This is a genomic window from Exiguobacterium sp. JMULE1 (genome assembly GCF_013337175.1).
Lineage (GTDB): Bacteria > Bacillota > Bacilli > Exiguobacteriales > Exiguobacteriaceae > Exiguobacterium_A > Exiguobacterium_A indicum.
Genome location: NZ_SGWC01000002.1, coordinates 1,865,297 through 1,891,086, shown reverse-complemented (window position 1 = coordinate 1,891,086; position 25,790 = coordinate 1,865,297). Strand labels below are relative to the sequence as shown.

Annotated in this window: 26 protein-coding genes and 1 pseudogene; 26 read left to right on the top strand and 1 reads right to left on the bottom strand. The window is 48.9% G+C overall.

The window, feature by feature from the left end:
• Positions 1–61: 61 nt before the first annotated feature.
• The 9 genes and pseudogenes from sdaAB to rnc all read left to right on the top strand — a co-directional run bounded on the left by sdaAB (position 62) and on the right by rnc (position 8,086).
• Positions 62–724, top strand: a complete 663-nt coding sequence (sdaAB, locus tag EXW93_RS10265) for an L-serine ammonia-lyase, iron-sulfur-dependent subunit beta (protein ID WP_023468755.1) — start codon at positions 62–64, stop codon at positions 722–724.
• A gap of 4 nt (positions 725–728) precedes the next feature.
• Positions 729–1,625, top strand: a complete 897-nt coding sequence (gene sdaAA / locus EXW93_RS10260) for an L-serine ammonia-lyase, iron-sulfur-dependent, subunit alpha (protein WP_023468754.1) — start codon at positions 729–731, stop codon at positions 1,623–1,625.
• Positions 1,609–3,637 (top strand): annotated as a pseudogene (recG, locus tag EXW93_RS10255) (ATP-dependent DNA helicase RecG). The gene sdaAA and the pseudogene recG overlap by 17 nt, the downstream one beginning before the upstream one ends.
• Before the next feature lie 85 nt (positions 3,638–3,722).
• Positions 3,723–4,292 carry a transcription factor FapR gene (fapR, locus tag EXW93_RS10250; protein WP_023468752.1) on the top strand — a complete coding sequence of 190 codons (570 nt, stop codon included), beginning with the start codon at positions 3,723–3,725 and terminating at the stop codon, positions 4,290–4,292.
• The gene (gene plsX, locus EXW93_RS10245; protein WP_050677493.1) at positions 4,289–5,284 is read left to right on the top strand and encodes a phosphate acyltransferase PlsX; all 996 of its coding nucleotides are present in this window, start codon (positions 4,289–4,291) and stop codon (positions 5,282–5,284) included. The genes fapR and plsX overlap by 4 nt, the downstream gene beginning before the upstream one ends.
• A gap of 16 nt (positions 5,285–5,300) precedes the next feature.
• On the top strand, positions 5,301–6,221 hold the full coding sequence (fabD, locus tag EXW93_RS10240) for an ACP S-malonyltransferase (protein WP_035396761.1): 921 nt from the start codon (positions 5,301–5,303) through the stop codon (positions 6,219–6,221).
• Positions 6,218–6,949 (top strand): 3-oxoacyl-[acyl-carrier-protein] reductase, encoded by a 732-nt coding sequence (gene fabG, locus EXW93_RS10235; RefSeq protein ID WP_174316429.1) that lies wholly within the window; start codon positions 6,218–6,220, stop codon positions 6,947–6,949. Before fabD ends, fabG begins: the two co-directional genes overlap by 4 nt.
• A gap of 70 nt (positions 6,950–7,019) precedes the next feature.
• A complete protein-coding gene (acpP, locus tag EXW93_RS10230) occupies positions 7,020–7,259 on the top strand; it encodes an acyl carrier protein (RefSeq protein ID WP_029342095.1) in 240 nt (79 codons plus the stop codon).
• 56 nt (positions 7,260–7,315) lie between these two features.
• A complete protein-coding gene (gene rnc, locus EXW93_RS10225; RefSeq protein WP_023468747.1) occupies positions 7,316–8,086 on the top strand; it encodes a ribonuclease III in 771 nt (256 codons plus the stop codon).
• A gap of 70 nt (positions 8,087–8,156) precedes the next feature.
• Here rnc and EXW93_RS10220 read toward each other — a convergent pair whose 3' ends face one another.
• Positions 8,157–8,357, bottom strand: a complete 201-nt coding sequence (locus EXW93_RS10220; protein WP_023468746.1) for a DUF1128 family protein — start codon at positions 8,355–8,357, stop codon at positions 8,157–8,159.
• A gap of 126 nt (positions 8,358–8,483) precedes the next feature.
• Between EXW93_RS10220 and smc the strand changes: the two genes are divergently transcribed.
• The 17 genes from smc to topA all read left to right on the top strand — a co-directional run bounded on the left by smc (position 8,484) and on the right by topA (position 25,790).
• Positions 8,484–12,047, top strand: a complete 3,564-nt coding sequence (smc, locus tag EXW93_RS10215) for a chromosome segregation protein SMC (RefSeq protein WP_174316428.1) — start codon at positions 8,484–8,486, stop codon at positions 12,045–12,047.
• Positions 12,044–13,048 (top strand): signal recognition particle-docking protein FtsY, encoded by a 1,005-nt coding sequence (gene ftsY, locus EXW93_RS10210; RefSeq protein ID WP_023468744.1) that lies wholly within the window; start codon positions 12,044–12,046, stop codon positions 13,046–13,048. Before smc ends, ftsY begins: the two co-directional genes overlap by 4 nt.
• 99 nt (positions 13,049–13,147) lie before the next feature.
• Positions 13,148–13,468: a putative DNA-binding protein gene (locus EXW93_RS10205; RefSeq protein WP_023468743.1), complete on the top strand. Its 321-nt coding sequence runs from the start codon at positions 13,148–13,150 to the stop codon at positions 13,466–13,468.
• A 12-nt stretch (positions 13,469–13,480) separates the two neighbouring features.
• On the top strand, positions 13,481–14,830 hold the full coding sequence (gene ffh / locus EXW93_RS10200) for a signal recognition particle protein (protein ID WP_050677490.1): 1,350 nt from the start codon (positions 13,481–13,483) through the stop codon (positions 14,828–14,830).
• A 93-nt stretch (positions 14,831–14,923) separates the two neighbouring features.
• On the top strand, positions 14,924–15,199 hold the full coding sequence (gene rpsP, locus EXW93_RS10195) for a 30S ribosomal protein S16 (protein WP_023468741.1): 276 nt from the start codon (positions 14,924–14,926) through the stop codon (positions 15,197–15,199).
• Between the two features lie 62 nt (positions 15,200–15,261).
• Positions 15,262–15,771, top strand: a complete 510-nt coding sequence (rimM, locus tag EXW93_RS10190) for a ribosome maturation factor RimM (RefSeq protein WP_023468740.1) — start codon at positions 15,262–15,264, stop codon at positions 15,769–15,771.
• Positions 15,768–16,496 (top strand): tRNA (guanosine(37)-N1)-methyltransferase TrmD, encoded by a 729-nt coding sequence (gene trmD, locus EXW93_RS10185; protein WP_174316427.1) that lies wholly within the window; start codon positions 15,768–15,770, stop codon positions 16,494–16,496. Before rimM ends, trmD begins: the two co-directional genes overlap by 4 nt.
• 112 nt (positions 16,497–16,608) lie before the next feature.
• A complete protein-coding gene (rplS, locus tag EXW93_RS10180; RefSeq protein WP_023468738.1) occupies positions 16,609–16,962 on the top strand; it encodes a 50S ribosomal protein L19 in 354 nt (117 codons plus the stop codon).
• A gap of 104 nt (positions 16,963–17,066) precedes the next feature.
• Entirely contained in the window at positions 17,067–17,606 is a 540-nt protein-coding gene (gene lepB / locus EXW93_RS10175; RefSeq protein ID WP_023468737.1) for a signal peptidase I, read from the top strand.
• A 147-nt stretch (positions 17,607–17,753) separates the two neighbouring features.
• A complete protein-coding gene (gene ylqF, locus EXW93_RS10170; RefSeq protein WP_035396901.1) occupies positions 17,754–18,617 on the top strand; it encodes a ribosome biogenesis GTPase YlqF in 864 nt (287 codons plus the stop codon).
• 51 nt (positions 18,618–18,668) lie between these two features.
• A complete protein-coding gene (locus EXW93_RS10165; RefSeq protein ID WP_174316426.1) occupies positions 18,669–19,421 on the top strand; it encodes a ribonuclease HII in 753 nt (250 codons plus the stop codon).
• Between the two features lie 12 nt (positions 19,422–19,433).
• Positions 19,434–20,300: a flagellar hook-length control protein FliK gene (locus EXW93_RS10160; RefSeq protein ID WP_174316425.1), complete on the top strand. Its 867-nt coding sequence runs from the start codon at positions 19,434–19,436 to the stop codon at positions 20,298–20,300.
• Positions 20,297–20,557 (top strand): EscU/YscU/HrcU family type III secretion system export apparatus switch protein, encoded by a 261-nt coding sequence (locus EXW93_RS10155; RefSeq protein WP_023468733.1) that lies wholly within the window; start codon positions 20,297–20,299, stop codon positions 20,555–20,557. The genes EXW93_RS10160 and EXW93_RS10155 overlap by 4 nt, the downstream gene beginning before the upstream one ends.
• Before the next feature lie 87 nt (positions 20,558–20,644).
• Positions 20,645–21,805 (top strand): ADP-forming succinate--CoA ligase subunit beta, encoded by a 1,161-nt coding sequence (sucC, locus tag EXW93_RS10150; protein ID WP_023468732.1) that lies wholly within the window; start codon positions 20,645–20,647, stop codon positions 21,803–21,805.
• Between the two features lie 13 nt (positions 21,806–21,818).
• Positions 21,819–22,736 carry a succinate--CoA ligase subunit alpha gene (gene sucD, locus EXW93_RS10145; RefSeq protein WP_174316424.1) on the top strand — a complete coding sequence of 306 codons (918 nt, stop codon included), beginning with the start codon at positions 21,819–21,821 and terminating at the stop codon, positions 22,734–22,736.
• Positions 22,737–22,818: 82 nt separating this feature from the next.
• Positions 22,819–23,646: a DNA-processing protein DprA gene (gene dprA, locus EXW93_RS10140; RefSeq protein WP_174316423.1), complete on the top strand. Its 828-nt coding sequence runs from the start codon at positions 22,819–22,821 to the stop codon at positions 23,644–23,646.
• Positions 23,647–23,693: 47 nt separating this feature from the next.
• Positions 23,694–25,790, top strand: a complete 2,097-nt coding sequence (gene topA / locus EXW93_RS10135) for a type I DNA topoisomerase (protein WP_029342082.1) — start codon at positions 23,694–23,696, stop codon at positions 25,788–25,790.

The following is a 25,790-nucleotide window of genomic DNA, read 5'->3' as shown; positions in this document are numbered from 1 at the left end:
ATCCCACCATCTGCGATAATAGAGGTGGGATTTCGTTTGTTTCATAGAGAGGGGAAAAGAAATGAAATATCGTAGCGTCTTTGACATCATCGGACCAGTCATGGTTGGTCCATCGAGCTCGCATACAGCGGGAGCTGCACGGATTGGATTGATGGCGGGTAAATTATTCGGGGAAACGCCTACTGTCATCCACATCACGTTTTACGGTTCATTCGCGGATACGTATCGTGGACATGGAACGGATGTCGCCATCATCGGCGGTGTTCTCGGATACGATACGTTTGACGACCGGATTCCACAATCGATCGATATCGCGAAGTCGAAAGGGATTGAGATTCATTTCGAGACGAGTGAAGCGTTGACGGATCATCCGAATACGGCTCGTGTCCATTTGACGAATGGGGTAGAAGAGTTTGAATTGGTTGGTATTTCAATTGGTGGGGGAACGATTGAAATCACAGAATTAAATGGTGTACCGCTTCGTTTGTCCGGTGGGGGACCGGCACTCGTCGTCTTGCACCATGACCGCTTTGGTGCGATTGCAGCCGTGACGAGCATTTTGGCTGATTACGAAATCAACATCGGGCATATGGAAGTGTCACGGCATGAAAAAGGAAAACAAGCACTCATGGCAATTGAGATTGATGACCGGATAACGGCAGAAGTATTGGAAGAAATCGATCGGTTACCTCAAGTCGAGCGTGCCGTCATGATGGGAGAGTGAAGACATGTTTAAATCCGTAAAAGAACTCGTCGCCATCGCGACGGAACGAAATATTCCGATTTCGGAAGTCATGATCGAGCAAGAGATGACGGTTCGTCATTTAGAGCGAGATGAAGTCTATGCGATGATGGAACGAAACCTGCAAGTGATGGAAGAAGCAGTCGCTCGTTCGCTTGATGGTGACGGTGTCCAGTCGGTGACAGGACTAACCGGTGGAGATGCTGTCTTGCTTCAACGGTACCGTGCTTCAGGTAAAGGTTTATCCGGTGATTTATTACTGGACGCCGTTAGTAAAGCAATCGGAACGAATGAAGTCAATGCCGCGATGGGGAAAATTTGTGCGACACCAACAGCAGGGAGTGCCGGCGTCGTGCCAGGTACGTTATTTGCGGTCAAAGATCGGTTAAACCCAACGCGTGAGCAGATGTTACGCTTCTTGTTCACATCCGGTGCGTTCGGCTTCGTCGTCGCGAACAATGCGTCGATTTCCGGAGCGGCTGGTGGCTGTCAGGCAGAAGTTGGTTCAGCAACAGCGATGGCAGCTGCTGCCATCGTTGAGATGGCGGGCGGAACACCGGATCAGTCAGCGCATGCTTTTGCGATCGCGCTGAAGAACATGCTCGGACTCGTCTGTGATCCTGTTGCAGGACTCGTCGAAGTGCCATGCGTGAAACGCAATGCGATGGGTGGGGCGAATGCTGTTGTCGCTGCCGACATGGCACTCGCTGGAATCACGTCACGGATTCCGTGTGATGAAGTCATCTCAGCCATGCATGAGATTGGTCAGATGATGCCGTCTGCGCTTCGCGAGACAGCAAAAGGTGGACTCGCGAATACGCCGACGGGTCGCTGGCTCGAAGCAAAAATCTTCGGAGAGTTATCGAATGAATCCATCACGTGACGTCAAGACATTAAAAGGTGTCGGACGGGATTTAGCGAAAAAACTAGAAGAGATGAATATTCTCACCGTTGCGGACGTGCTCGAGCACGTCCCGTTTCGTTATGACGACTTCGTGACGGGAAGTCTAACGGAAGCAATCCATGAGGATAAAGTCAAGTTCACGGGTCAAGTCCAGTCTGAACCACTTGTGCGCTATTACGGCAAAGGAAAGAATCGTTTAACGTTCCGTCTGCTCGTTGAAGAACGGTATAGTGTGACCGTAACGATGTTCAACCGGGCATTCTACAAAGACCAATTGCAACTCGGGGCAGAAGTGACGGTCAGTGGCAAGTGGGATTTACACCGGATGACGATCTCTGCGACGGAATTGCAATTCGGGGCAATCGAAGGCGAATTGACACCCGTGTACTCGCTCCGGGGTGACATGCGGATGAAGACATTCCGACGCGTCGTCGACTTGGCGTTCAAGGAGACTGAGGGATTAGCTGAACGAATCCCGGATAGCATCCGGAAGACGTATCGGTTGCAAGACCGGATGACGATGTTGAAGTCGCTCCATTTCCCAACGAATCGACAAGAGTTAACGGCTGCTCGTCGGAGTTATGTCTACGAGGAGTGCCTCTATTTCCAACTGAAATTACAGGCGTTACGTCTTGGGCGACGGAAAGGTCAAGGGGTTGCCTTGCCTTTACATGAAACGGATATTGCCAATTTCATCAAGAGCCTGCCGTTTCCGCTGACAGGTGCCCAGCAACGTGTGACAAAAGAGATCCTAGACGACATCGGTCGCGGCGAACGAATGAATCGGTTGCTGCAAGGGGATGTCGGAAGCGGAAAGACCGTCATCGCAGCCATCGCCTTATTCGCGACGGTTCGTGCCGGAAGACAAGGCGCCTTGATGGTGCCGACCGAAATTTTAGCGGAACAGCATGCAGCGTCGCTGGCCCCATTGCTTGAACCACTTGGGATCCGAGTCGGTCTACTGACGAGTTCCGTTAAAGGGAAAGCGCGCGCACACTTGCTCGAAGCCCTCGCAACAGGAGAGATCGACGTCTTGGTCGGAACACATGCGCTGATTCAAGACACCGTCCAGTTCAAGGCATTACATCTCGTCATCACCGATGAACAACATCGCTTCGGTGTCGAACAACGGAAACGATTGCGCGCGAAAGCCGAACAGGCAGATGTATTATATATGACAGCGACACCGATTCCGCGTACGCTTGCGATATCGGTCTTTGGAGATATGGATGTTTCGATCATCGATGAGATGCCGGCGGGACGAAAGGAAATCGAGACCTACTGGGCGAAACCGCAACAGATGGAACGCGTTTTCGGATTCGTCGAGAAAGAATTGTCGCAAGGTCGACAAGCCTACGTCATCACGCCATTGATCGAGGAATCCGAATCACTCGAAGTTCAAAATGCGATCGAATTACATGCGACATTGACCGAGCGGTTCAAGCCCTATCATGTCGGTTTGATGCATGGGCTTGACTTCTTCAGAAAAAGACGAGGTCATGCAGGCGTTTAAGGAGAATACTGTTCAAATTCTTGTTTCAACGACGGTCGTCGAGGTCGGTGTAAACGTTCCGAACGCGTCGATCATCATCATTCATGATGCAGAACGCTTCGGTCTTGCGCAGTTACACCAATTAAGAGGGCGCGTCGGTCGAGGCGATGCCCAGTCTTACTGTATTCTAATCGCCGATCCCTCTTCCGATACGGGAAAAGAACGGATCAAGACAATGACGGAGACGAACGATGGCTTCAAGCTAGCGGAAAAGGATTTAAAACTGCGCGGAGCCGGAAATTTCTTCGGTACCGAACAAAGTGGATTACCGCGCTTCGTCTTGACTGATCCTGCGCTCGATATACAAGTCATGGAAACTGCGCGACAAGATGCAGTCCGCTTACTGCGATCGGACGCCTTTTGGCAAGCGCCGGAATACGATGTCTTGCGTGACTATATCGAACGACAAGGGCTACTTGAAGGAGAAAGAATCGAATAATACTTGAAAGTGAACAACAAGGGATATATACTACTGTTAGTACCAGGTAATAATAGTGGTCATCCTTCTTGTGGGAGGAACATACATGCGGGTACCTAAAAAAGAGAGACAACAAGAATTATTACAGACGATCGAGCAAAATCCGTTCATCACGGATGAAGCGCTGGCGACACGATTCCGTGTCAGTATCCAGACGATTCGTCTCGACCGGATGGAATTAAAGATTCCGGAATTACGGGAGCGAATTAAACACGTCGCGACCGAACGGCTGGATGATGTGCGTACGTTGACTGAAAATGAAGTCATTGGTGATATGATTGACCTGAAACTCGATACATCTGCGATCTCGATCCTTGAGATTTTGCCGGAACATGCGTTTAGTCGGAATGCGATCGCCCGCGGACATATTTTGTTCGCGCAGGCAAACTCGCTTGCGATTGCGCTCATTGATGATGAACTCGCGTTGACGACACGTGCGAACGTTCAGTTCACACGCTCCGTTCACGTCGGAGAACGCGTCGTTGCGAAGGCATTCGTCAGTTCCCATCGTCAAGATGGTCGTTCTGACATCACGGTGGAGAGTTATGTCGGTGAAGAATGTGTCTTCATCGGTGAGTTCACGGTGTATCGAAGTAGTAAGGAGGAATCGAAATGATTTTAGCAGTTGACGCTATGGGGGGCGACCACGCACCCCGTGCCATCGTAGAAGGGGTCGTTGCCTATTTGGCAGAACGTCCAAACGAAAACATCGATATCCGACTAGTCGGAGATGAGTTGAAATTACGCTCATACACAATCGAGGATCCGCGCGTGACGATCGTCCACGCGGCATCCGTCATCACTGGAGAAGATGAACCGGTACGTGCGATTCGCCGCAAGAAAGATAGCTCACTCGTTGTGGCTGCAAACCTGGTGAAATCAGGAGAGGCAGATGCCTTGATTTCAGCAGGCAACACGGGAGCGCTCATGACTGCCGGATTGTTCGTCATCGGTCGAATCGAAGGAGTTGACCGTCCTGCACTGGCCCCGACTTTCCCGACACGTAATGGGAAAGGTGTCGTCATCTTAGATGTTGGCGCCAACCCAGATGCGAAGGCAGAGCATCTGCTCGATTATGCCATCATGGGGTCTGTCTACGCAGAACAAGTTCGCGGCATCACACGTCCAAAAGTCGGACTCCTGAATATCGGATCAGAAGCCGGTAAAGGGAATGCACTGACGAAGGAAACGTATCCGCTACTTGAGACAGCACCGATTCATTTCGTTGGGAACGTCGAGGCGAGAGAAGCGATGAGCGGTGACGTCGATGTCATCGTCACGGAAGGTTTTGCCGGCAATACGTTACTTAAGAGTACAGAAGGGGCTGCCAGTATGATCATGGGTGTCATGAAAGAACAATTCATGAGCTCTTGGACATCAAAGCTCGCCGCTCTCGTACTAAAACCGAAGTTAAAAAAAATGAAGCAGTTGCTCGCTTATGAAGAATATGGCGGTGCCGGACTATTCGGCATAGCGGCTCCGGTCATTAAGGCGCATGGTTCAAGTAATGCCTACGCCTTCAGCCGAGCGCTCGTTCAAGCTGAGAAGATGGTCGAACAAGAAGTCGTTGCTAAAATCGTTCAAGCGAAGGCAACAGAAGCACGTTAAGAAGGAGTGAGACGAGATGGGGAAAACAGTTTGGATGTTTCCGGGACAAGGGTCACAGACGCCTGGAATGGGACAGACGCTCATCACGCAAGACGAGACACGCCAAGCACTCGCTGACCTCGGAACGCGAATTGGTCTGGATCTGACGACGCTGATGACGACAGGGACGAAGGATGAATTGAAAGCAACAGATATCGCTCAACCAGCCATCGTCGCACACAGTGCATTACTCGCACAGCAGTACGCAGCACAAGGACATACACCTGATTTCGTACTCGGACACAGTGTTGGAGAATATAGCGCGCTCGTCGCAGCTTCTGTCATCACACCGTCTGAAGCCGTCTATCTCGTCCGCGAACGCGGAAAACTCATGAATCAAGTCACGGGTGGAACGATGGCGGCGGTCATCGGCATGAATGATGTCGAGGCAGCCCATCACGCGGTCGAATCGATTGCGGCGACGGGAGAAATCGTTCAAATCGCCAACTACAACTGTCCTGGGCAATTCGTCATCTCCGGACAAATCGCAGCGGTCGAATCCGCTACAGCGAAGTTAAAAGAGCTCGGAGCAAAACGTGTCTTACCGCTTGATGTTTCAGGTGCATTCCATTCGTCACTCATGACACCATTCGCACCACGATTCGAAGACATTCTCGTCTCGTCACCGTTTGAAGCGGCGAAGACGAAATTCATCTCGAACGTCGACAGTGCGTTCCATGATCAACCAGACGAATTGATTCGTTTGCTCGTTCAGCAGCTCTACTCACCGGTTCGATTCGAATCATGCGTTGAGCGTCTGATCGAAGAAGGTGCGGATACATTCATCGAGTTTGGTCCATCATCTCCGTTGAGCGGTCTCGTGAAACGAATCAAAAAAGATGCGAAGATCATCAGCATCACGACACTTGAGCAATTGGAAGCGGAGGGAATTCGTTGAGTAAAGTAGCACTCGTCACTGGCGCGTCACGCGGCATCGGAGCTGCCATCGCGAAGCGATTGGCAACAGATGGTTTCCGTGTCGTCGTCAACTATGCAGGAAGCACGGACAAGGCGGAAGCAGTCGTCCGTGAAATCAAGGAAGCAGGCGGAGAGGCACTCGCGATTCAAGCGAATGTCGCTGAAGCAGATGCTGTCAAACAGATGATCAAACAGACGATCGACACGTTCGGTCAACTGGATTGTATCGTCAATAATGCCGGCATCACGCGTGATGGTTTGCTGATGCGCATGAAGGAAGCGGATTTCGATGCTGTCATCGATACGAATCTGAAAGGTGCGTTTCTCGTCACGCAAGCTGCGACACGTCCATTGTTAAAAACAAGCGGTCGTATCATCAACATCGCATCAGTCGTCGGTATTTCCGGAAATCCAGGGCAAGCGAACTATGTCGCAGCGAAAGCGGGTCTGATCGGGCTGACGAAATCCGTCGCACGTGAACTCGCGAGTAAAGGTGTCACAGTCAATGCCATCTGTCCAGGCTTCATCGAGACGGACATGACGGATGAATTGACGGAAGAACAGCGGAACCTGTCACTCGGGCAAATTCCGTTGAAACGCTTCGGTCAAACGGACGATATCGCTTCACTCGTCAGTTTCATCGCTTCAGATGAAGCGCGATACATCACAGGACAAACTCTTGCCGTCGATGGCGGCATGACGATGTAACACAACTAACGGTAGTACTTTGCCAAATCGGCAATCATCTTATATACTCAACTCATGGAGGGATTTTAAAATGACAAAAGAACAAATCTTAGTAGACGTACAAGAAGCAATCGCAGAAAAATTAGGAAAAGAACAAAGTGAAATCACACTTGATAAATCGTTCAAAGACGACCTCGGTGCTGACTCTCTCGAAGTCATGGAACTCGTCATGGACTTAGAAGACAAGTTCGAAATCACGATCGAAGATGAGCAAGCAGAAAACTTGAAGACTGTCGGCGATGTCGTCAACTACATCGAAACACAAGTCTGATCATTGAAGCTGACCCACCGCAATTTGCGGTGGGCTTTAGCTGTTTAGGAGGAACTATGACGAATCAAAAAGGACGTCGTGTCCGAAAAGGACCTTATGTAAAACGACGCAAGGATGCTCGGACGCTCGCTCAAATTGAGCAGAAATTCGAAGCGTTACAAGAGCGCCTGAATATCACGTTTTCTAATGTCGAGCTATTAAAACAGGCCTTCACGCACTCTTCGTTCGTCAATGAACAACGCGAGTCGGAAGGGGATAACGAACGTCTAGAATTTTTAGGGGACGCTGTCTTAGAGTTGACGGTGTCACGCTATCTATTCGAACACTACCCGGAACGTTCCGAGGGGGAATTAACGAAATTGCGAGCGGCAATCGTCTGTGAACCGTCACTCGTCCAATTTGCGAATCACTATCAGTTTTCCGATATGATTCTGTTAGGTAAGGGGGAAGAACTGACCGGTGGTCGGAATCGTCCAGCCTTACTTGCGGATGTCTTCGAATCCTTCATTGGCGCCTTGTATCTTGACCAAGGCATCGAAGCAGCCGAACGATTCCTCGCCGAAGCGGTTTTTCCGAAAGTGGCGACAGGCTTTTTTGAAGAACAGACAGATTTTAAGAGTCAATTACAGGAAGCCATTCAACGTGTCGGCTTAGGTGTCATCGAGTATGAAATCATCGAGGAGCGCGGTCCGGCGCATAGTCGGGAATTCATCTCGCGTGTCCAAGTCGCGGATGAGCTGGAAGGGATCGGGACAGGCCGATCGAAAAAAGAGGCAGAGCAACAGGCAGCAAAACAAGCCTTACTTGAATTAAAGAAACAGTTTTAAGCAACAAAAGGCCGACCATCTCTCGAATGCGTGAGAGATGATCGGCCTTTATCGTGTGAAGTTCGCTTGATTAGACAGTCTTAAGGGATTTCAGTTCGTCGACGATCGCGTCGACCTCTGCCAGTGATAACGAGTCGCGCATCATGACGAACTCATAAATCTCTTTTAAGTCCTCATTTTTTGAACCGTCGAATTGTTCTGCTTTAATGACCCCTTTGTTGATGATGTTCAATTTATCTAAGATCGCTTCAATCATTTGTTCAATCGTCATCGTGTTATTCGCTCCTCTTCTTCTTGTTTCGCGTGATACTACCTTAAAACCTATCATGTTGCTCGCGTTTCGGCTATGGTAAACTGAAAGAAATTCAAAAGAAATTTAAACATACGGGTGATCAAGATGTACTTAAAACGAATTGAAATCAATGGCTTCAAATCATTTGCCAGTCGAACTGAACTAGAATTCCTTCCGGGTGTCACGGCAGTCGTCGGACCGAACGGAAGTGGGAAATCAAATATATCGGACGCTGTCCGTTGGGTGCTCGGAGAACAATCTGCGAAGTCACTGCGTGGGGCGAAGATGGAAGACGTCATTTTTGCCGGCAGTCTGTCTGAACACCGGAAACAGTTTGCCGAGGTGACGCTCGTCTTAGACAACGAGTCGGGAACGGTCGCGTTACCGTATCAGGAGATCAGCGTCACGCGGCGTGTCAGCCGCAACGGAGACAGCGATTATTTTTTAAATAAAAAACCATGTCGCCTGAAGGATGTTCTTGATCTGTTCATGGACACAGGCTTGTCGCGTGATGCGTTTGCGATCATCGGACAAGGGCGAGTTGAACAAGTCATCTCCGGTAAACCGGAAGAACGTCGTGCTGTTATCGAGGAAGCAGCAGGCGTCTTGAAGTATCGTCATCGCAAGAAGCAAGCCGAGCGGAAATTAAGTGATACGGAAGCGAATCTATCGCGTGTCGATGATATTTTATATGAACTTGGCGGACGAATCGAGCCGTTACGTGAACAAGCGGCGCTCGCGAAGGAGTATCTCGTCGCTCGAGAACGGCATGATGTCCTCGAGCGTGGTATCTTGGCGCATGAAATCACGACGTATCAGACGGAGCTCGAAACACTAGCGCGTGACATCGCACAATGTGAAGAACGCCTTGCGTCTCAAAAGACGACTTACGAAGAGACCGTCTTGTCCCGAGAGAATCAAGAATCGACGCTCGAAGAAGAACGACAACAAGAAAACGCGTTGCAGGAGCAACTTCGACATGTCTCGACGCGACTGGTTGAAATCCAAGGTGCCCTTAACCTAGCGAAAGAGCGTGAAAAACACGGGACCGAGACGAAAGAGCGACTCGAACAAGAGGTTGCCGTCGTCGAAGAACGCGTCAAGGAACTGGAACTCGAACTGACCGCTTTACAGGAACGCCAAGCAGAAGTCGATCAGGAAGCAAAACGGATCACGGCTGAACGGGAACGAGCCGATCAAGCGCTGACACAAACCGATCGTGATTTTGATAAGGAAGCCGAAGTATTACGTTCGGAAGCCTTTGAAGTGGCGAGTCGATTAGCTGCGACGAATAATGCCTATAATCGGGCGAAGCAAGATCTCATGCAGGCAGAAGAACAACAACGTTCATTTACGGCGGACAGCGGTACGAAACAATCGACGCGTCGTCAACTCGAGGAAGACGTCGCTCGACTAGAGGCGGATGTCGCTTCGATCCGGACGAAGTTGGACCAAGCAACGGAAGAAGAGACAACGGCACTTGCGGCACGAAATGAACAACAACATGCGTTGCGACAAGTCGAACAGTCCGTTGCGGATTTAGAGCGACGTCGGCATAAGACGGAAGACCGGATTGAATTCCTTGAATCCGTCAAAGCCGACTATAGCGGTTATTTCGGTGCTGTGAAGACGATTTTAAAACAACGAGATCAGCACCCAGGTATTCACGGAGCGGTCGCGGAGTTGATTTCGGTTCCGGCGCGCTTTGAAGCGGCAATCGAGACAGCGCTTGGTGGTGCGATGCAAAACATCGTCGTTGATACCGATGCAACAGGACGTCGTCTGATCCAGGAGCTTCGACGATTAAATGCCGGTCGAGCGACGTTCATGCCGCTCGCCTCACTCCAAGCACGCGAAGTCAATCGTTCAGTACGAGAACAAGTCGGTGGAATGTCTGGGTTCGTCGGGATCGCAAGTGATCTCGTGACGACAGACGAGACGTTGGCGAAATTAAAGATGAACTTGCTCGGTACGACACTCGTCGTCGAGTCACTTGAACAGGCGAACCAAATCGCCCGTTCGACAGGACATCGCTATCGTCTCGTCACGCTCGAAGGAGATGTCGTCAACGTCGGCGGTACGATGACCGGTGGAAGCCGGAAAAAAGGTACACCATTGTTCAGTCAATCGCGCGAACTTGACGAGTTAAAAGAGGGACTGACGCGCGGGCAAGCGGTCATTCGGGAGCAGATGCGCCGCTTAGAAGATCTGAGAGCGGCGATCCAGACTCTTGATGCTACGGCTCGGACACGGACAGAAACGATTCAAGCATTACAAGGGCAACTCGAACAATCGCGCGATACGTTAGCAGATGCGAACCGTCATCTCGCTGTCATGACGTCTGAATTGTCGGTTGAAGATCGACAGATGGCACGTGTACTCGAACAAGAACAGGAAGCACGTCGGATCATCGAGACGTCGGAAGTCGAGATCGCAAAATGGACGGAGCGTCAAACAGAGCTCAGACAAGCCTTAGATCGTCTTAAGGATGCGCAAGCCCGTGGTGCCGTCACGATGGACGAACTGAAGAAGGAACAAGCGGAAGCAGTTCTCGAAGAGCGGACGATCCAAATGAAACAAGCGCAGCTTTCGCAAGAGATCGAACGCCTGACGGAACAGGTCAGTCACGCGAAGCTTGAACGTGGTCATAAACGCCGTGACTTGCGTCATGTCCTTGAAGGATTCGACGAAGCGAAGATTGATGCCTTGCACGCGGAACAGCGTGAACAGGAACAGGAACAACAACGGGTCGAGACCGAACTCGCCGCGATCGGACAACGGATTCAAGTACAAGCAGAATCCCTGCGCTTGATCCGGATCCGCGAAGCGAAAACGAAGGACGATCAACAAACGACGAAACAGGCACTCGAGCAACTACGACTCTCGCAAGGGAAAACGAGCACGCGTCTTGAGACAAGACAAGAAATGCTGGAAGAGATGGGATTACTGCTCGAACTGATTGCACCACTTGATCTATCGTATGAAGAGGCAAAAGAGGAAATTCATCTGCTCAAACGCCAACTCGAAGAAATCGGCATCGTCAACATCGGTGCGATTGAGGAATTCGCAGAGGTAGATGAACGGTTTACGTTCCTATCCGCGCAACGGGATGATCTCGTCGCTGCTAAAACCGATCTCTATGGCGTCATCGAAGAGATGGACCGAGAAGTCATTCGATTGTTCCGTCAAACGTATGATGCTGTCCGAGAACACTTCCGGGAAACATTCCGCGAGTTATTCGGGGGCGGTGAAGCCGATCTAGTCCTCGTTGACCCGAGTGATCTGTTGACGAGTGGAATTGATATCGTTGCGAAACCGCCTGGTAAGAAGCTGCAGAATTTGTCGCTCTTGTCCGGTGGAGAGCGTGCCTTGACAGCAATCGCCTTATTATTTGCGATTCTAAAGACACGTCCTGTCCCGTTCTGTGTCCTCGATGAGGTCGAGGCGGCGCTTGACGAAGCGAACGTCGCGCGATTCGGCGAGTTCGTACATCAGCTAGCACGCGAGACACAGTTCGTCATCATCACCCATCGGAAAGGAACGATGGAGGCGGCAGATGTCCTTTACGGCGTCACGATGCAGCAAAACGGGATATCTGAAGTGTTATCCGTTAAACTAGAAGAGGCACGACGTACATTAAGTGAAGAACCAAAGGAGATTAAACGATGAGTTTCTTTAAAAAACTGAAAGACCGCTTGACGACTTCGACACAAGAAGTCACGACTAAATTTACGGAAGGCTTGACGAAGACACGCGACGGATTAGCGAGTGCCGTAAATGATCTCGTCTACCGCTTCCGTGAAGTCGATGAAGACTTTTTCGAAGAGTTAGAAGAAGTGTTGATCCAAGCCGACGTCGGTGTGACGACGACGATGGATTTGGTCGAGGAACTAAAGACAGAAGTCAAACGACGTAACGTCAAGGATCCAAAACAAGTCCGGGATGTCCTCGTTGAAGTCGTCGCGAACATGTTAGTCGAAGAAGAAGAGACAGCCCTTGATCTTGATCATGAGCTGAATGTCATCCTCTTCGTTGGTGTCAACGGGGTCGGTAAGACGACGACGATCGGAAAACTTGCGAACCGCTTAAAACAAGAAGGCAAGAGCGTCATGTTAGCAGCGGGGGATACGTTCCGGGCTGGTGCGATCGATCAACTGCAAGTCTGGGGCGAACGCTCCGGTGTACCGGTCATTCGTCAAGGCGAAGGCTCCGATCCGGCTGCTGTCGTTTATGACGCCGTCCAAGCAGCGAAAGCACGTAAGGTCGACGTCCTGATTTGTGATACGGCAGGACGCCTACAAAACAAGGTCAATTTGATGAACGAGCTCGAAAAGGTCAAGCGCGTCATCGAACGTGAAATTCCTGGTGCACCCCATGAAGTATTGTTGGCGCTTGACGCGACAACAGGGCAAAACGCGATGGTGCAGGCAAAAGCCTTCAAACAAGCGACGAACGTCAGCGGAATCGTCTTGACGAAGCTTGATGGCACAGCAAAAGGCGGGATTGTTCTTGCAATCAAGAACGAGCTGAATCTGCCGGTTAAGTTCGTGGGTCTCGGTGAAAAGATCGATGATTTACAACCGTTTGACGCAGAACAATTCGTGTATGGACTGTTCGGCGATGTCTTTGAAGAAAAAGAAAACGTCGACACGGAAGAAAGCGCGGAATAAGCGACGTTTCATGTAAAGAAAAAAACTTGACAACACACTGTGAGGGCTGTACTATACTATCTGTAAAGGAATTTCACTTAACATTGCGGAGGTGCTCGAATGACACTTGATAAAACGAACCGGATGAATTATCTGATTGACTTTTATCAGGAGCTTTTGACGCCAAAACAACGGAATTACATGTCACTCTATTACTTAGATGACTTTTCCTTAGGTGAGATCGCCGATGAGTTTGAAGTCAGCCGACAAGCAGTCTACGACAACATAAAACGCACGGAAGCCATGCTCGAGCAGTATGAAGAACGACTATCGCTGTTCAAGAAACACGAACGGCGAAAGCAGTTACTCGATCAGCTGAAGCAATGCGACCTTCCGGGTGAAGCCCTAGTGATCATTGAGACATTGGAGCAATTAGAGTAGGAGGCATTCTTAATGGCATTCGAAGGATTATCGGAACGGCTTCAAGCCAGTCTCGCTAAAATGCGAGGTAAAGGTAAGATTTCTGAAGCAGACGTCAAAGAGATGATGCGCGAAGTTCGCTTAGCGCTACTCGAAGCCGACGTCAACTTCAAGGTCGTCAAACAATTCGTAAATGATGTAAAGGAACGCGCCGTCGGACAGGATGTCATGACGTCTTTGACGCCAGGACAACAAGTCGTCAAAATCGTCCACGATGAATTGACGAATCTGATGGGTGCAGAAGTGTCACCGTTGACGCTTGCGAACCGTCCTCCGACCGTCATCATGATGACCGGTCTGCAAGGGGCAGGTAAAACAACGACAACGGGTAAACTTGCCAATCATTTACGTAAAAAACATAATCGTAGTCCTTTGCTTGTTGCGGCGGATATTTATCGTCCGGCAGCAATCAAACAATTAGAGACACTCGGAAAACAATTGGAGTTACCTGTCTTCTCGATGGGAGATCAGGTTAGTCCACAAGAAATCGTTACCGGTGCACTCGATTATGCAAAAGAGCATCATCACGATATCGTGTTGATCGATACGGCAGGTCGCTTACACGTCGATGAGGAACTGATGCAGGAACTCGTTGATGTTAAGGAGATCGCCAAACCGCATGAAATCTTCCTTGTCGTCGATTCGATGACGGGTCAGGATGCCGTCAACGTCGCAGAGAGCTTCAACGAGAAGCTTGGCGTAACGGGAGTCGTTCTGACGAAGCTCGACGGAGATACGCGAGGTGGTGCAGCACTCTCCATCAAGGCAGTCACCGGAGCACCGATTAAGTTCGTCGGTCTTGGAGAGAAGCTCGATGCCATCGAACCATTCTATCCCGAGCGGATGGCGTCTCGGATTCTAGGCATGGGAGACATGCTGACACTGATTGAAAAAGCAGAGTCACAAATGGACGCTACGCGTGCCAAAGAGTTAGAAAACAAAATGCGCGATGCATCGTTTACATTCGATGATTTCATCGAGCAGTTGCAGCAAGTGAAACAGATGGGTCCACTCGACGAACTGTTGGGAATGATCCCTGGGGCAGGTAAAGGGAAGATGAAGGGGTTGAAAAACGCCCAAATCGATGAGAAGCAACTCGTGTATGTCGAAGCGATCATCCAATCGATGACGAAACGAGAGCGGACTGAACCTGAAATCTTGAATGCGAGTCGTCGGAAGCGGATTGCCCGTGGTAGCGGACGCAGTATCCAAGAAGTCAACCGCCTCATCAAACAGTTCGAAGACATGCGGAAAATGATGAAACAATTTTCCGGACAGATGGGCAAAGGGAAAAAGAAAGGCTTTGGCCTTCCATTCTTTTAAAAGTCTTTTCTCTTTTGCTGTAACGTTGTATACTAATGAAGTTGTCAATTTGACTAAACGAAAAAATCATTTATTATTTGGAGGGACTTACGAATGGCAGTTAAAATTCGTCTTAAGCGCATGGGCGCAAAAAAATCACCTTTCTACCGTGTGGTAGTAGCAGACTCACGTGCACCACGTGATGGTCGTTTCATCGAGCAAATCGGATACTACAATCCAGTTGCTAAACCAGAAGCAGAAGTTAAAATCAACGAAGAGCTAGCTCTTAAATGGCTCTCTGAAGGTGCTAAACCTTCGGACACAGTTCGTAATCTCTTCTCACAAGCTGGTATCATGGAGAAATTCCACAACGCGAAACTCGCGAAGTAAGACGTTAGGAGGTGAGCGAAAGCTTACCTCCTTTTTTTAATTCAAGAAAGGAAGTGAAACGAATGGAATGGTTGGAAATTGCGAAAATCGCCAACACGCACGGTCTAAAAGGGGAATTGAAGTTACTTGCAAGCACGGATTTCCCGGAAGAACGCTTTAAGGTCGGAAAAGAAGTCTTTCTCGGCTCTGAAGGCACGTATACACCGGTAACGATCAGTGGCTACCGGAAGCATAAACAATTCATCATGGTGACGTTCAAAGGCATGCATCATATCAATGACGTCGAGAAGTACAAAGGATTGAAACTCTATGTCCATGCAGAAGACTTACAGGACTTAGACGAGCATGAATTTTACTATCATGAGATCATCGGTTGTACGGTTTATGACGGTGAGACGAAAATAGGAGTCGTATCCGACATTCTCGAAACGGGCGCAAATGACGTCTGGACGATCAAACGCGACGGAAAAAAAGATGTCCTGATTCCGTATATCGAGCAAGTCGTCGCTTCCGTCGACGTCGAACAGAAACGCATTCAGATCACGCCGCTTCCGGGACTGATCGAGGAATGAACATCCGTGTATTGACGTTGTTTCCAGAAATGTTTTCAGCGCTTGACCATTCGATCGTCAAGCGAGCGCAAGACGATCAACACGTCATACTTGAAACAATCAATTTTCGAGATTTTTCAACGAATCGACATGGTAAGGTCGATGATTATCCGTATGGTGGAGGAGCGGGCATGTTGTTGACACCGCAACCCGTCTTCGATGCGATGGCAAGTCTACCGGAACGACAACGACGAATCATCGTCATGACACCGACCGGTAAACGGTTTTCGCAACGAATGGCGGAAGAATGGGCAAACGAAGAAGAACTTGTCTTCTTATGTGGTCACTATGAGGGGTTTGATCAGCGAATCCATGATCAGTTGGTAACGGATGAGGTCTCGCTCGGAGACTTCGTCTTGACGGGAGGAGAACTCGCTGCGATGACGATGATTGACGCAGTCGTCCGCCTCTTACCGGACGTCCTCGGTGCGTCTGCGAGTCACGAAGATGATTCCTTCTCAACAGGACTTCTCGAATACCCGCACTATACACGTCCGGCAGAATATAAAGGGTACCGAGTACCCGATGTTTTGTTATCAGGCAACCATGCCCGGATTGAAAAATGGCGACGGGAACAGTCGCTGAAGCGGACATATGAGCGGCGCCCTGATCTTCTCGTGGATGCATCGTTGACGGATGAAGATCAACGTTATTTAGACTCGATTTCAGGATTGTCAAACGACTGAATCTATGATAAGTTAAAACATGTGGCAAAAGCCACCCATTAACGATGTTCCGCTGTCGGATGCTTGAAGCAAATGAAGATAAGAACATTGGTGAAAAAAGGAGAAATCATTCATGAACACACAACAATTGTTCCGTGAACTTACACAAGAACAAATCAAGTCAGACGTCCCTGCGTTCCGTCCTGGGGATACAGTCCGTGTACACGTTAAAGTCGTCGAGGGTACGCGTGAGCGTATTCAGCTCTTCGAAGGCGTAGTCATCAAACGTCACGGTGGCGGCATCAGTGAAACATTCACAGTCCGTAAAATTTCTTACGGAGTTGGCGTTGAGCGTGCTTTCCCGCTCCACTCACCACGTGTTGCACAAATCGAAGTCGTTCGCTACGGTAAAGTCCGTCGTGCGAAACTTTACTACCTCCGTAACCTTCGTGGTAAAGCGGCGCGTATTAAAGAAATTCGTCGTTAATCATGTGAAAAAGTGGCTTGTCTCCGGACAAGCTTCTTTTTTTTGCAGTTTATGCGTATACTAGTCCTTAGGAAGAAATTGCGTTAATCAAGGGAGTGGAATTCGTGAAGGAGTTATTCAGTTGGGTAAAGGCGCTCGTCGTAGCGCTCGTCATCGCGTTCATCATTCGAACGTTTCTGTTCGTACCCGTCATCGTTGATGGGGAATCGATGATGCCAACCTTACACAATGCGGATCGAATGATTGTCAATAAGATCCCGTACTATTTTAATGAACCAGAAAGAGGCGATATCGTCGTCTTCCATGCAACGGAAACACGAGACTATATCAAACGGGTCATCGCTGTTCCGGGAGATACGATGTATTACAAAGACGATACATTGTATGTCAACGACAAGAAAGTCGCCGAACCGTATTTGAAAGAATATAAAGCTCAGATGAGTGGTGTGCCATTGACGGAAGACTTCACGCTTGAAGAGCGAACAGGAGAGACGACTGTTCCAAAAGGAAAAGTATTCGTCATGGGAGACAATCGTCAAAATTCAAAAGATAGTCGTGATATCGGTTTTGTGGATGAAGATCAAATCGTCGGAACGACGAACTTCGTCTTCTATCCATTCAATGATGTACGCTCTGTCGATTAAAACGAACGAAGATGAGACGCTTGCCGTTAAAAGTAAGCAGCTCATCTTCTTTTCTTGTCTGAAGTTGCGTATACTAGGGAGTGGATGTTTTTTCATGTATCGTATGATCAGCAAGAAGTCCAGGAATATATGAACGAGGTGAAGGATATGACGATTCAATGGTTCCCCGGTCACATGGCCAAAGCACGTCGGGAAGTCACAGAAAAACTAAAGTTGATCGATGTGGTGATCGAACTCGTCGATGCCCGTCTTCCGATGTCGAGCCGTAACCCGATGGTCGAACAGATCACGGCAGGTAAGCCGCGACTGATTGTCCTCAACAAGGCGGATATGGCGGATAAACGAGTGACGGAGCAATGGATGCAGGCATTACGAGCAGATGGTGTTGATGTCGTTGCGGTTGACGCGAAGCACAATAAAGGATTGAATCAAATCCATGAGGGTGCTTTACGACTAATGAAAGAAAAACACGCACGGATGCGGGAGAAAGGGCGGAATCCGAGTGCAATCCGTGCCTTGATCATCGGCATTCCGAACGTCGGGAAATCGACGCTCATCAATCGACTTGCTGGCCGAAATATCGCTATCACGGGTGACCGTCCAGGTGTGACGAAACGCCAGCAGTGGATCAAGATGAAGACAGGTGAGATGGAATTACTTGATACACCAGGTATCCTCTGGCCGAAGTTCGACGATCAAGTCGTCGGATATCGGTTAGCAGCGACGGGAGCGATCAAGGATGACATCTTAAACATCGACGATATCGCGCTATTTGCCCTTCGTGAGCTAAAGACACGGTATCCGGAGCAGTTACGTGAGCGCTATCGACTCGACGAAGTATCGGGAGAAGCGGTTGATGTACTTGAAGCAATCGGTAAAAAACGTGGTTTCGTCTCAGGTGGCTATGTCGATTTCGAGCGGACGAGCGAAATGCTCCTGCATGAGCTACGAACGGAAAAGCTCGGTCGGGTGACGCTTGAAACAGTCGAAGAATGGGAAACGCATGCATAACGGACTTGGACATCCTTTGATGTCCAAGTTTTTTTCAAAGGAGCAGGATGTATGAAGATAGCAGAAGTAAAAGAACGATTGCAAAAAGCGACACTAGAAGAATTTATTCAATTGAAGCAGGAACTGGCTTCAGATACGCGAAAAGGGGTGCATACGCTGTTTCGTCAGACAGAACGACGATTTGCACTCGAAGAGCAGCAACGGATCGATTTCAAGAAACGACTCGCGTTTGAAGACGAGTATCGTCAGCAAGGGTACGTTCGAATTGCGGGAGTGGACGAAGTCGGACGAGGTCCATTAGCTGGTCCTGTCGTCGCAGCAGCAGTCATCTTACCTGACGGTTTCTATCATCCAGGACTAACGGATTCCAAACAGATGAGTAAAGTACAGCGGCAAGCGGCACTGAAGCATTTGCAAGAAGTTGCTGAGATTGCGATCGGCATCATCGAACCGGCTGAAATCGACGAAATTAATATCTATCAAGCATCGAAACGGGCAATGCAAGACGCAGTTCGTCAACTCAAACCAGATGCCTTACTTGTCGATGCGATGACACTCGACGACGATACACCACAACTCTCTCTTATCAAAGGAGATGCGCGGAGTGTCTCCATTGCTGCTGCAAGTGTCGTTGCGAAAGAGACACGAGATGCGATGATGGAACAATATGCGATCGAGTATCCGGGATATGGATTTGAAACACACGCAGGTTACGGAACACCCATACATTTACAAGCGCTCGATACACTGGGCGTCACACCGATTCATCGAAAAACATTCCGCCCTGTCAAAGAACGCCTCTAGGAGGAAACGATCATGCAAATCGAACATCGTGCCTTATTACCATTTAAAATCATCGATCATGCGAACCTACCGTTACGGGAAGGCGCAAACATCGTCGGTAAAGTTTTAAAGCTGTTACCCGACGGATTAATGGAACTCCAAGTCGGTCAACGCGTCTTGACGGCAGGGACGACAGCTGAACTAAAAGAAGGGAACATGTATCGCTTTCAAGTCGTTTCAGCAGAGGGACAACCAGTTTTAAAAATCATCTCGACCGAGTCTGTTCCGCAAAAGTCGACTCTCCCCCAGTTACTCGACTCCTTTTTACAACGCCAGACGGTACCGACTGCGGAAACACGGGAACTCCTAAGGCAAATCGGTCAACCGGTGACGGAAGGAGAAGCGAAGCAGTTAAAACACGCCCTTACCGAACTCGTTCAACTGGCAAAGGGTGACGAGACAGGTCGAACGCTTGATCGAAAGACGAGTGATCAGATTTTAGCGCAACAACTCGTCCAAGCAACGAACGAAGCAGGGAAAGGAGTCTATTTATTTCAATTACCTCAATTTGGACCGTTCGAAGATGTTGATCTCATGATGGAAGCACCGTTCGAACGGACGTTTGATCCAAATCATGCCCGTGTCGTCTTATATCTTCAATTACCGACGCTCGGTGAGGTCGCTGTCGACGTCTTGATCGCAGACCGGAATGTTTCGATTTCCGTCTTTCATCCAAATGCGCACGTCAATACGTTCATGCAAGCCTACACACCGCAAATTCAGACTCGTCTTGAGGAACAAGGCTATGCATTGACGCGATTCGATTGGGTCGAACAGACGAAAGAGCGCGTACCACATGATATCTCAACGCGTAACGGAAGGGTGGATCTTCATATATGAAAAAAGCAATAGCTCTATCATACGAAGAACAGATGCATGCCCCAAAGGTCGTTGCTAAGGGATCGGAACACATCGCAGAACGGATTTTAGAAGAGGCATTAAAACATGATATTCCGATCCGGCAGGACGAAACGTTGATGACGTTACTAGATGCTGTTCAAGTATCAGAACAGATTCCGGAAGAATTATACGGTGTCATTGCCGAGTTATTTGCCTTTTTATATCGTCTCGATCAAGATGAAATTCTGAAAAAATAAAGCTTTCGGTCGATAACGATAGACAGCGCTTCCAATTTTAACTACAATGAAAGAGCCGAAACTAAAGGGGTTAAGGGGGATTTTTTCATGAATGTACATGAGTATCAGGCAAAAGAATTACTTCGTTCGTACGGTGTACCCGTACCAAACGGAATCGCAGCCTTCACCGTCGAAGAGGCGGTCGATGCATCAGAACAATTGTCAGGCCCGATTAAAGTCGTCAAAGCTCAAATTCACGCGGGGGGACGCGGTAAAGCAGGTGGCGTCAAGCTTGCGAAATCGCAAGAAGAAGTGAAAGAATATGCGACGGAGTTACTCGGCAAAACGCTCGTCACGCACCAAACAGGTCCAGAAGGAAAAGTCGTTCAACGTCTTCTCGTCGAAGAAGGGTGTGCGATTGACAAAGAATACTATCTTGGAATCGTACTTGATCGTGTGACAGGACGTGTCGTCATCATGGGATCAAGCGAAGGTGGTATGGACATCGAAGAGGTGGCGGAAGCGACACCAGAAAAAATCATCAAAGAAGTCGTCGATCCTGCAGTTGGTCTTCAAGGGTTCCAAGCGCGTAAACTTGCGTTCGCAATGGGTGTTCCTGTGAAGCTCGTCAACAAGTTCGTCGGCATGGTCACAAAACTCTACAACTTCTTCGTCGACAAGGATTGTTCGATCGCAGAAATCAACCCACTCGTCACGACGAAGGATGGCGAAGTCCTCGCACTGGATGCGAAGTTGAACTTCGACTCAAATGCATTGTATCGTCATGCGGACATCGTGGCGTTACGTGATGAAACTGAAGAAGATCCACGCGAAGTCGAAGCATCAAAGAGTGATTTGAACTACATCGCGCTCGATGGAAACATCGGTTGTCTCGTCAATGGTGCTGGTCTTGCCATGGCAACGATGGATATCATCAAACACTTCAGTGGTGATCCTGCGAACTTCCTCGATGTCGGTGGTGGTGCGACGAAGGAAAAAGTAACAGAAGCCTTCAAACTGATCTTATCGGATGAGAACGTCAAAGGGATTTTCGTCAACATCTTCGGTGGAATCATGAAATGTGATGTCATCGCAGAAGGTATCGTTGCGGCGACAAAAGAAGTCGGTCTCGAATTGCCACTCGTCGTTCGTCTTGAAGGTACGAACGTTGATGCAGGGAAACAAATTCTCAAAGATTCAGGTCTAGCGATTACAGCAGCTACATCAATGGCAGACGGCGCAGAAAAAATCGCTGCGCTCGTGAAGTAAGGGGGAGCTAAAGATGAGTATTTGGGTGAACGAATCGACGAAAGTCATTATTCAAGGGATTACTGGTAACCAAGGGATGTTCCATGGTGAACAGATGATCGACTACGGCACAAACCTCGTAGGCGGTGTCACACCAGGAAAAGGCGGTACGGAAGTACTCGGTGGTGTTCCTGTCTTTGATACGGTCGCACAAGCGGTCGAAAAAACGGGTGCGAACGCATCGATCATCTACGTACCACCAGCATTCGCAGCGGATGCAATCATGGAAGCAGCAGATGCGAACATCGCGTTGATCATCTGTATCACGGAAGGTATTCCAGTTCTTGATATGGTCAAAGTAAAACGTTACCTCGAAGGCAAACCAGTTCGTCTCATCGGACCGAACTGCCCGGGCGTTATCACTCCAGGTGTCGCGAAACTTGGTATCATGCCAGGATACATCCATACACCAGGTCATGTCGGTATCGTCTCACGTTCTGGGACTTTGACGTATGAAGCTGTCCATCAATTGACGACTGCTGGTATCGGTCAATCGACAGCTGTTGGTATCGGGGGAGACCCGGTCAATGGAACGGACTTCATCGATACGCTCAAAGCATTCAATGAAGATCCAGAAACAAAAGCCGTCATCATGTTAGGGGAAATCGGTGGAACAGCTGAAGAAGAAGCGGCTGAGTGGGTCAAAGCGAACATGACGAAACCAGTCATTGGTTTCATCGGTGGTCAAACAGCTCCTGCCGGCAAACGGATGGGTCACGCAGGTGCGATCATCTCTGGCGGTAAAGGAACAGCTGCTGAAAAAATCAAGACACTCCGTGCAAACGGAATTGAAGTGGCAGAAACACCAGCTATCATTGGTGAGACGTTAATCCGTGTCATCAAAGAAGCAGGGATCTATGACGAGTGCGTGACGAACAGCACAGTCAAATAAATCAAAAAAGAAGCTGTCCTGATCAAATCAGGACGGCTTTCTTCTATATAAATAAGAAGCTTAAATAAGGAGCGCTGATCTCATGAAACGTGAACTGTATGTCCGCTTCGCCATGTGTCAGGTACCGTACACGATCGTCCGATTGATTGAGCAATTCGGAATCGTTCCCAGTCATGAATTACCCGTTTCGACGCGTCTTCGAAAACGGTATGAACAAGCATTACAGCTTGATTGGATCGAAGAGTCGATTCTAGTCAAAGGAGATCCACTGTTTCCGACTGTGTTACTGACGATCCCTCAACCGGTCTATGCCCTCTTTTACCGCGGTGATCCGTCCCGCTTAACACTTCCACGCGTCAGTATCATCGGTAGTCGAACCCCCTCACCGCACCATCTTTCCCGTATGCGTTTCTTGCAACCCTTCTTTCATCCAGATCTCGCCACCGTTTCCGGAGGTGCCTATGGTATCGATGCCCTCGTCCATCGTCTATCCTTAAAACATCAGCAGATAACGATCGCAGTTCTTGCTGGCGGACTTGATCGCCTATATCCTACTTCCCATGCTACTCTTTTTGAACGTATCTTCTCACACGGTCTTCTTCTCTCCGAATATCCACCCGGAACTCCTATTCAAAAATTTCAATTTCTAGAACGGAATCGAATCATTGCTGGATTATCTTCATCATTGATCATCGTCGAAGCGGCGAAACGAAGCGGTACGATGAATACTGCCAGTCACGCGCTTGACCAAGGAAAAGATGTCTATTGTTTGCCGGGTTGTCCCACGGAATCGTTCTTTTCCGGAACGAATCAATTGATCGCAGAAGGAGCGATTCCACTCCTTGATCCGGAAGAAGTTTCAAAAAGTATTCGGCTGAACGTTGACAAATGGGAATCGAGACTACTATGATAAGTGAGATTAAAATACGAGTACGCCTCTAATAGGGAGCGATTGCAATGGCAAAATATCTAGTAATCGTCGAGTCACCCGCTAAGGCAAAAACCATTAAACGTTATCTCGGATCCAACTATACCGTGAAAGCGTCGATGGGGCACGTCATTGACTTGCCGAAAAGCCAAATGGGAGTCGACGTCGAACATGACTATGAACCGAAATATATCACGATCCGTGGTAAAGGTCCGGTCTTAAAAGAACTCAAGACAGCTGCGAAAAAAGCACAAAAAATCTATCTCGCAGCCGACCCCGACCGTGAAGGGGAAGCGATCGCATGGCATTTAGCTAAAGCATTAGGCGTTGATGAATCAACGGAGTGCCGCGTCGTCTTCAATGAAATCACGAAAGATGCCATCAAGGATTCGTTCAAGCGACCACGCAAGCTCAACTATGATCTTGTCGATGCGCAGCAAGCCCGTCGTATCTTGGACCGCCTTGTTGGTTACAGCATGAGTCCGTTATTATGGAAGAAGATTAAAAAAGGGTTATCTGCGGGACGCGTTCAATCCGTTGCCGTCAAGATGATCATCGATCGTGAACAAGAAATCAATGCGTTCATGCCTGAAGAATACTGGACGATCAAACTCGAACTCGATGCAAACGGTGAAAAGCTCGAAGCGAACTTCTACGGAGTCGATGGCAAGAAGCGTGAACTTCATTCGCAAGAAGAAGTCGATCAAATCTTGAATCAACTCTCAGAAGACTTTACAGTTGATTCCGTCACGAAAAAAGAGCGTAAACGGAATCCGGCGTTACCGTTTACGACGAGTTCTTTGCAACAGGAAGCAGCACGTAAGCTGAACTTCCGAGCGAAGAAGACGATGATGATCGCACAACAGCTATACGAAGGAATCGAAATTGGAAAAGAAGGTACAGTCGGTTTGATTACGTATATGCGTACCGATTCGACACGGACGTCAGATTCGGCGAACCTCGAAGCACACGGGTTCATTGAGCAGGCGTACGGAAAAGAATACATCGCAAGCGAGAAACGTAAAGAAAAGAAATCAGCGAACTCACAAGATGCACACGAAGCGGTTCGTCCGACTTCGACGATGCGCGAGCCACAACTCGTCAAATCGTATTTATCGCGTGATCAGTTCCGCTTATATAAACTAATTTGGGAACGGTTCGTCGCAAGCCAGATGGCGCCAGCGATTCTCGATACTGTCAAAATCGATCTCGTCTCGAACGACGTCACGTTCCGTGCGAACGGGTCGACCGTTAAATTCCCGGGCTTCATGAAGGTCTACATCGAAGATACGGACGATGAGGCGGTTTCAGACGTCAAGGAAGGACTACTTCCTCCACTCGATGAAGGGGAAGAGTTGAAACAATCAGCAATCGAACCGAAACAACACTTCACACAACCACCACCACGTTATACGGAAGCACGTCTTGTCCGGGCGATGGAAGAGCTCGGTATCGGTCGTCCGTCGACGTATGCGCCGACGCTCGATACGATTCAAAAACGCGGTTACGTGACGCTTGAAGAGAAGAAATTCTTACCAACGGAACTCGGTGAACTCGTCATCGATATGATCAGCGACTATTTCCAAGAGTTCATCACTGTCCAGTTCACGGCAGACATGGAAGCTTTACTCGATGCGATCGAAAAAGGTGACATGCAGTGGACGGAAGTCGTCGATCCAATCTATAAGTCCTTTGCAAAGCGTCTGACACGAGCAGAAGCAGAAATCGAGAAGATTGAAATCAAAGATGAACCGGCTGGAGAAGATTGTGAAGTCTGTGGTCATCCGATGGTCATCAAGATGGGGCGTTATGGCAAGTTCATGGCGTGCTCGAACTTCCCAGAGTGTCGTAATACGAAACCGATCCAAGTCGAGATCGGTGTGAAGTGTCCGACATGTGGAACGGGCGACATCGTCGAACGTCGTAGTAAAAAAGGACGTTTGTTCTACGGTTGTTCGAACTATCCGGAGTGTGAGTTCGTCTCATGGGATAAACCGGTCGAAGAACCATGTCCGGTATGTAGTAGTATGATGGTACAAAAGAAAATCAAGAACGGTGTGAAAGTAGAATGTACATCTTGTGGACATCATGAAACACGCATCGATCAGGAGCAAGAGGAGGAATGA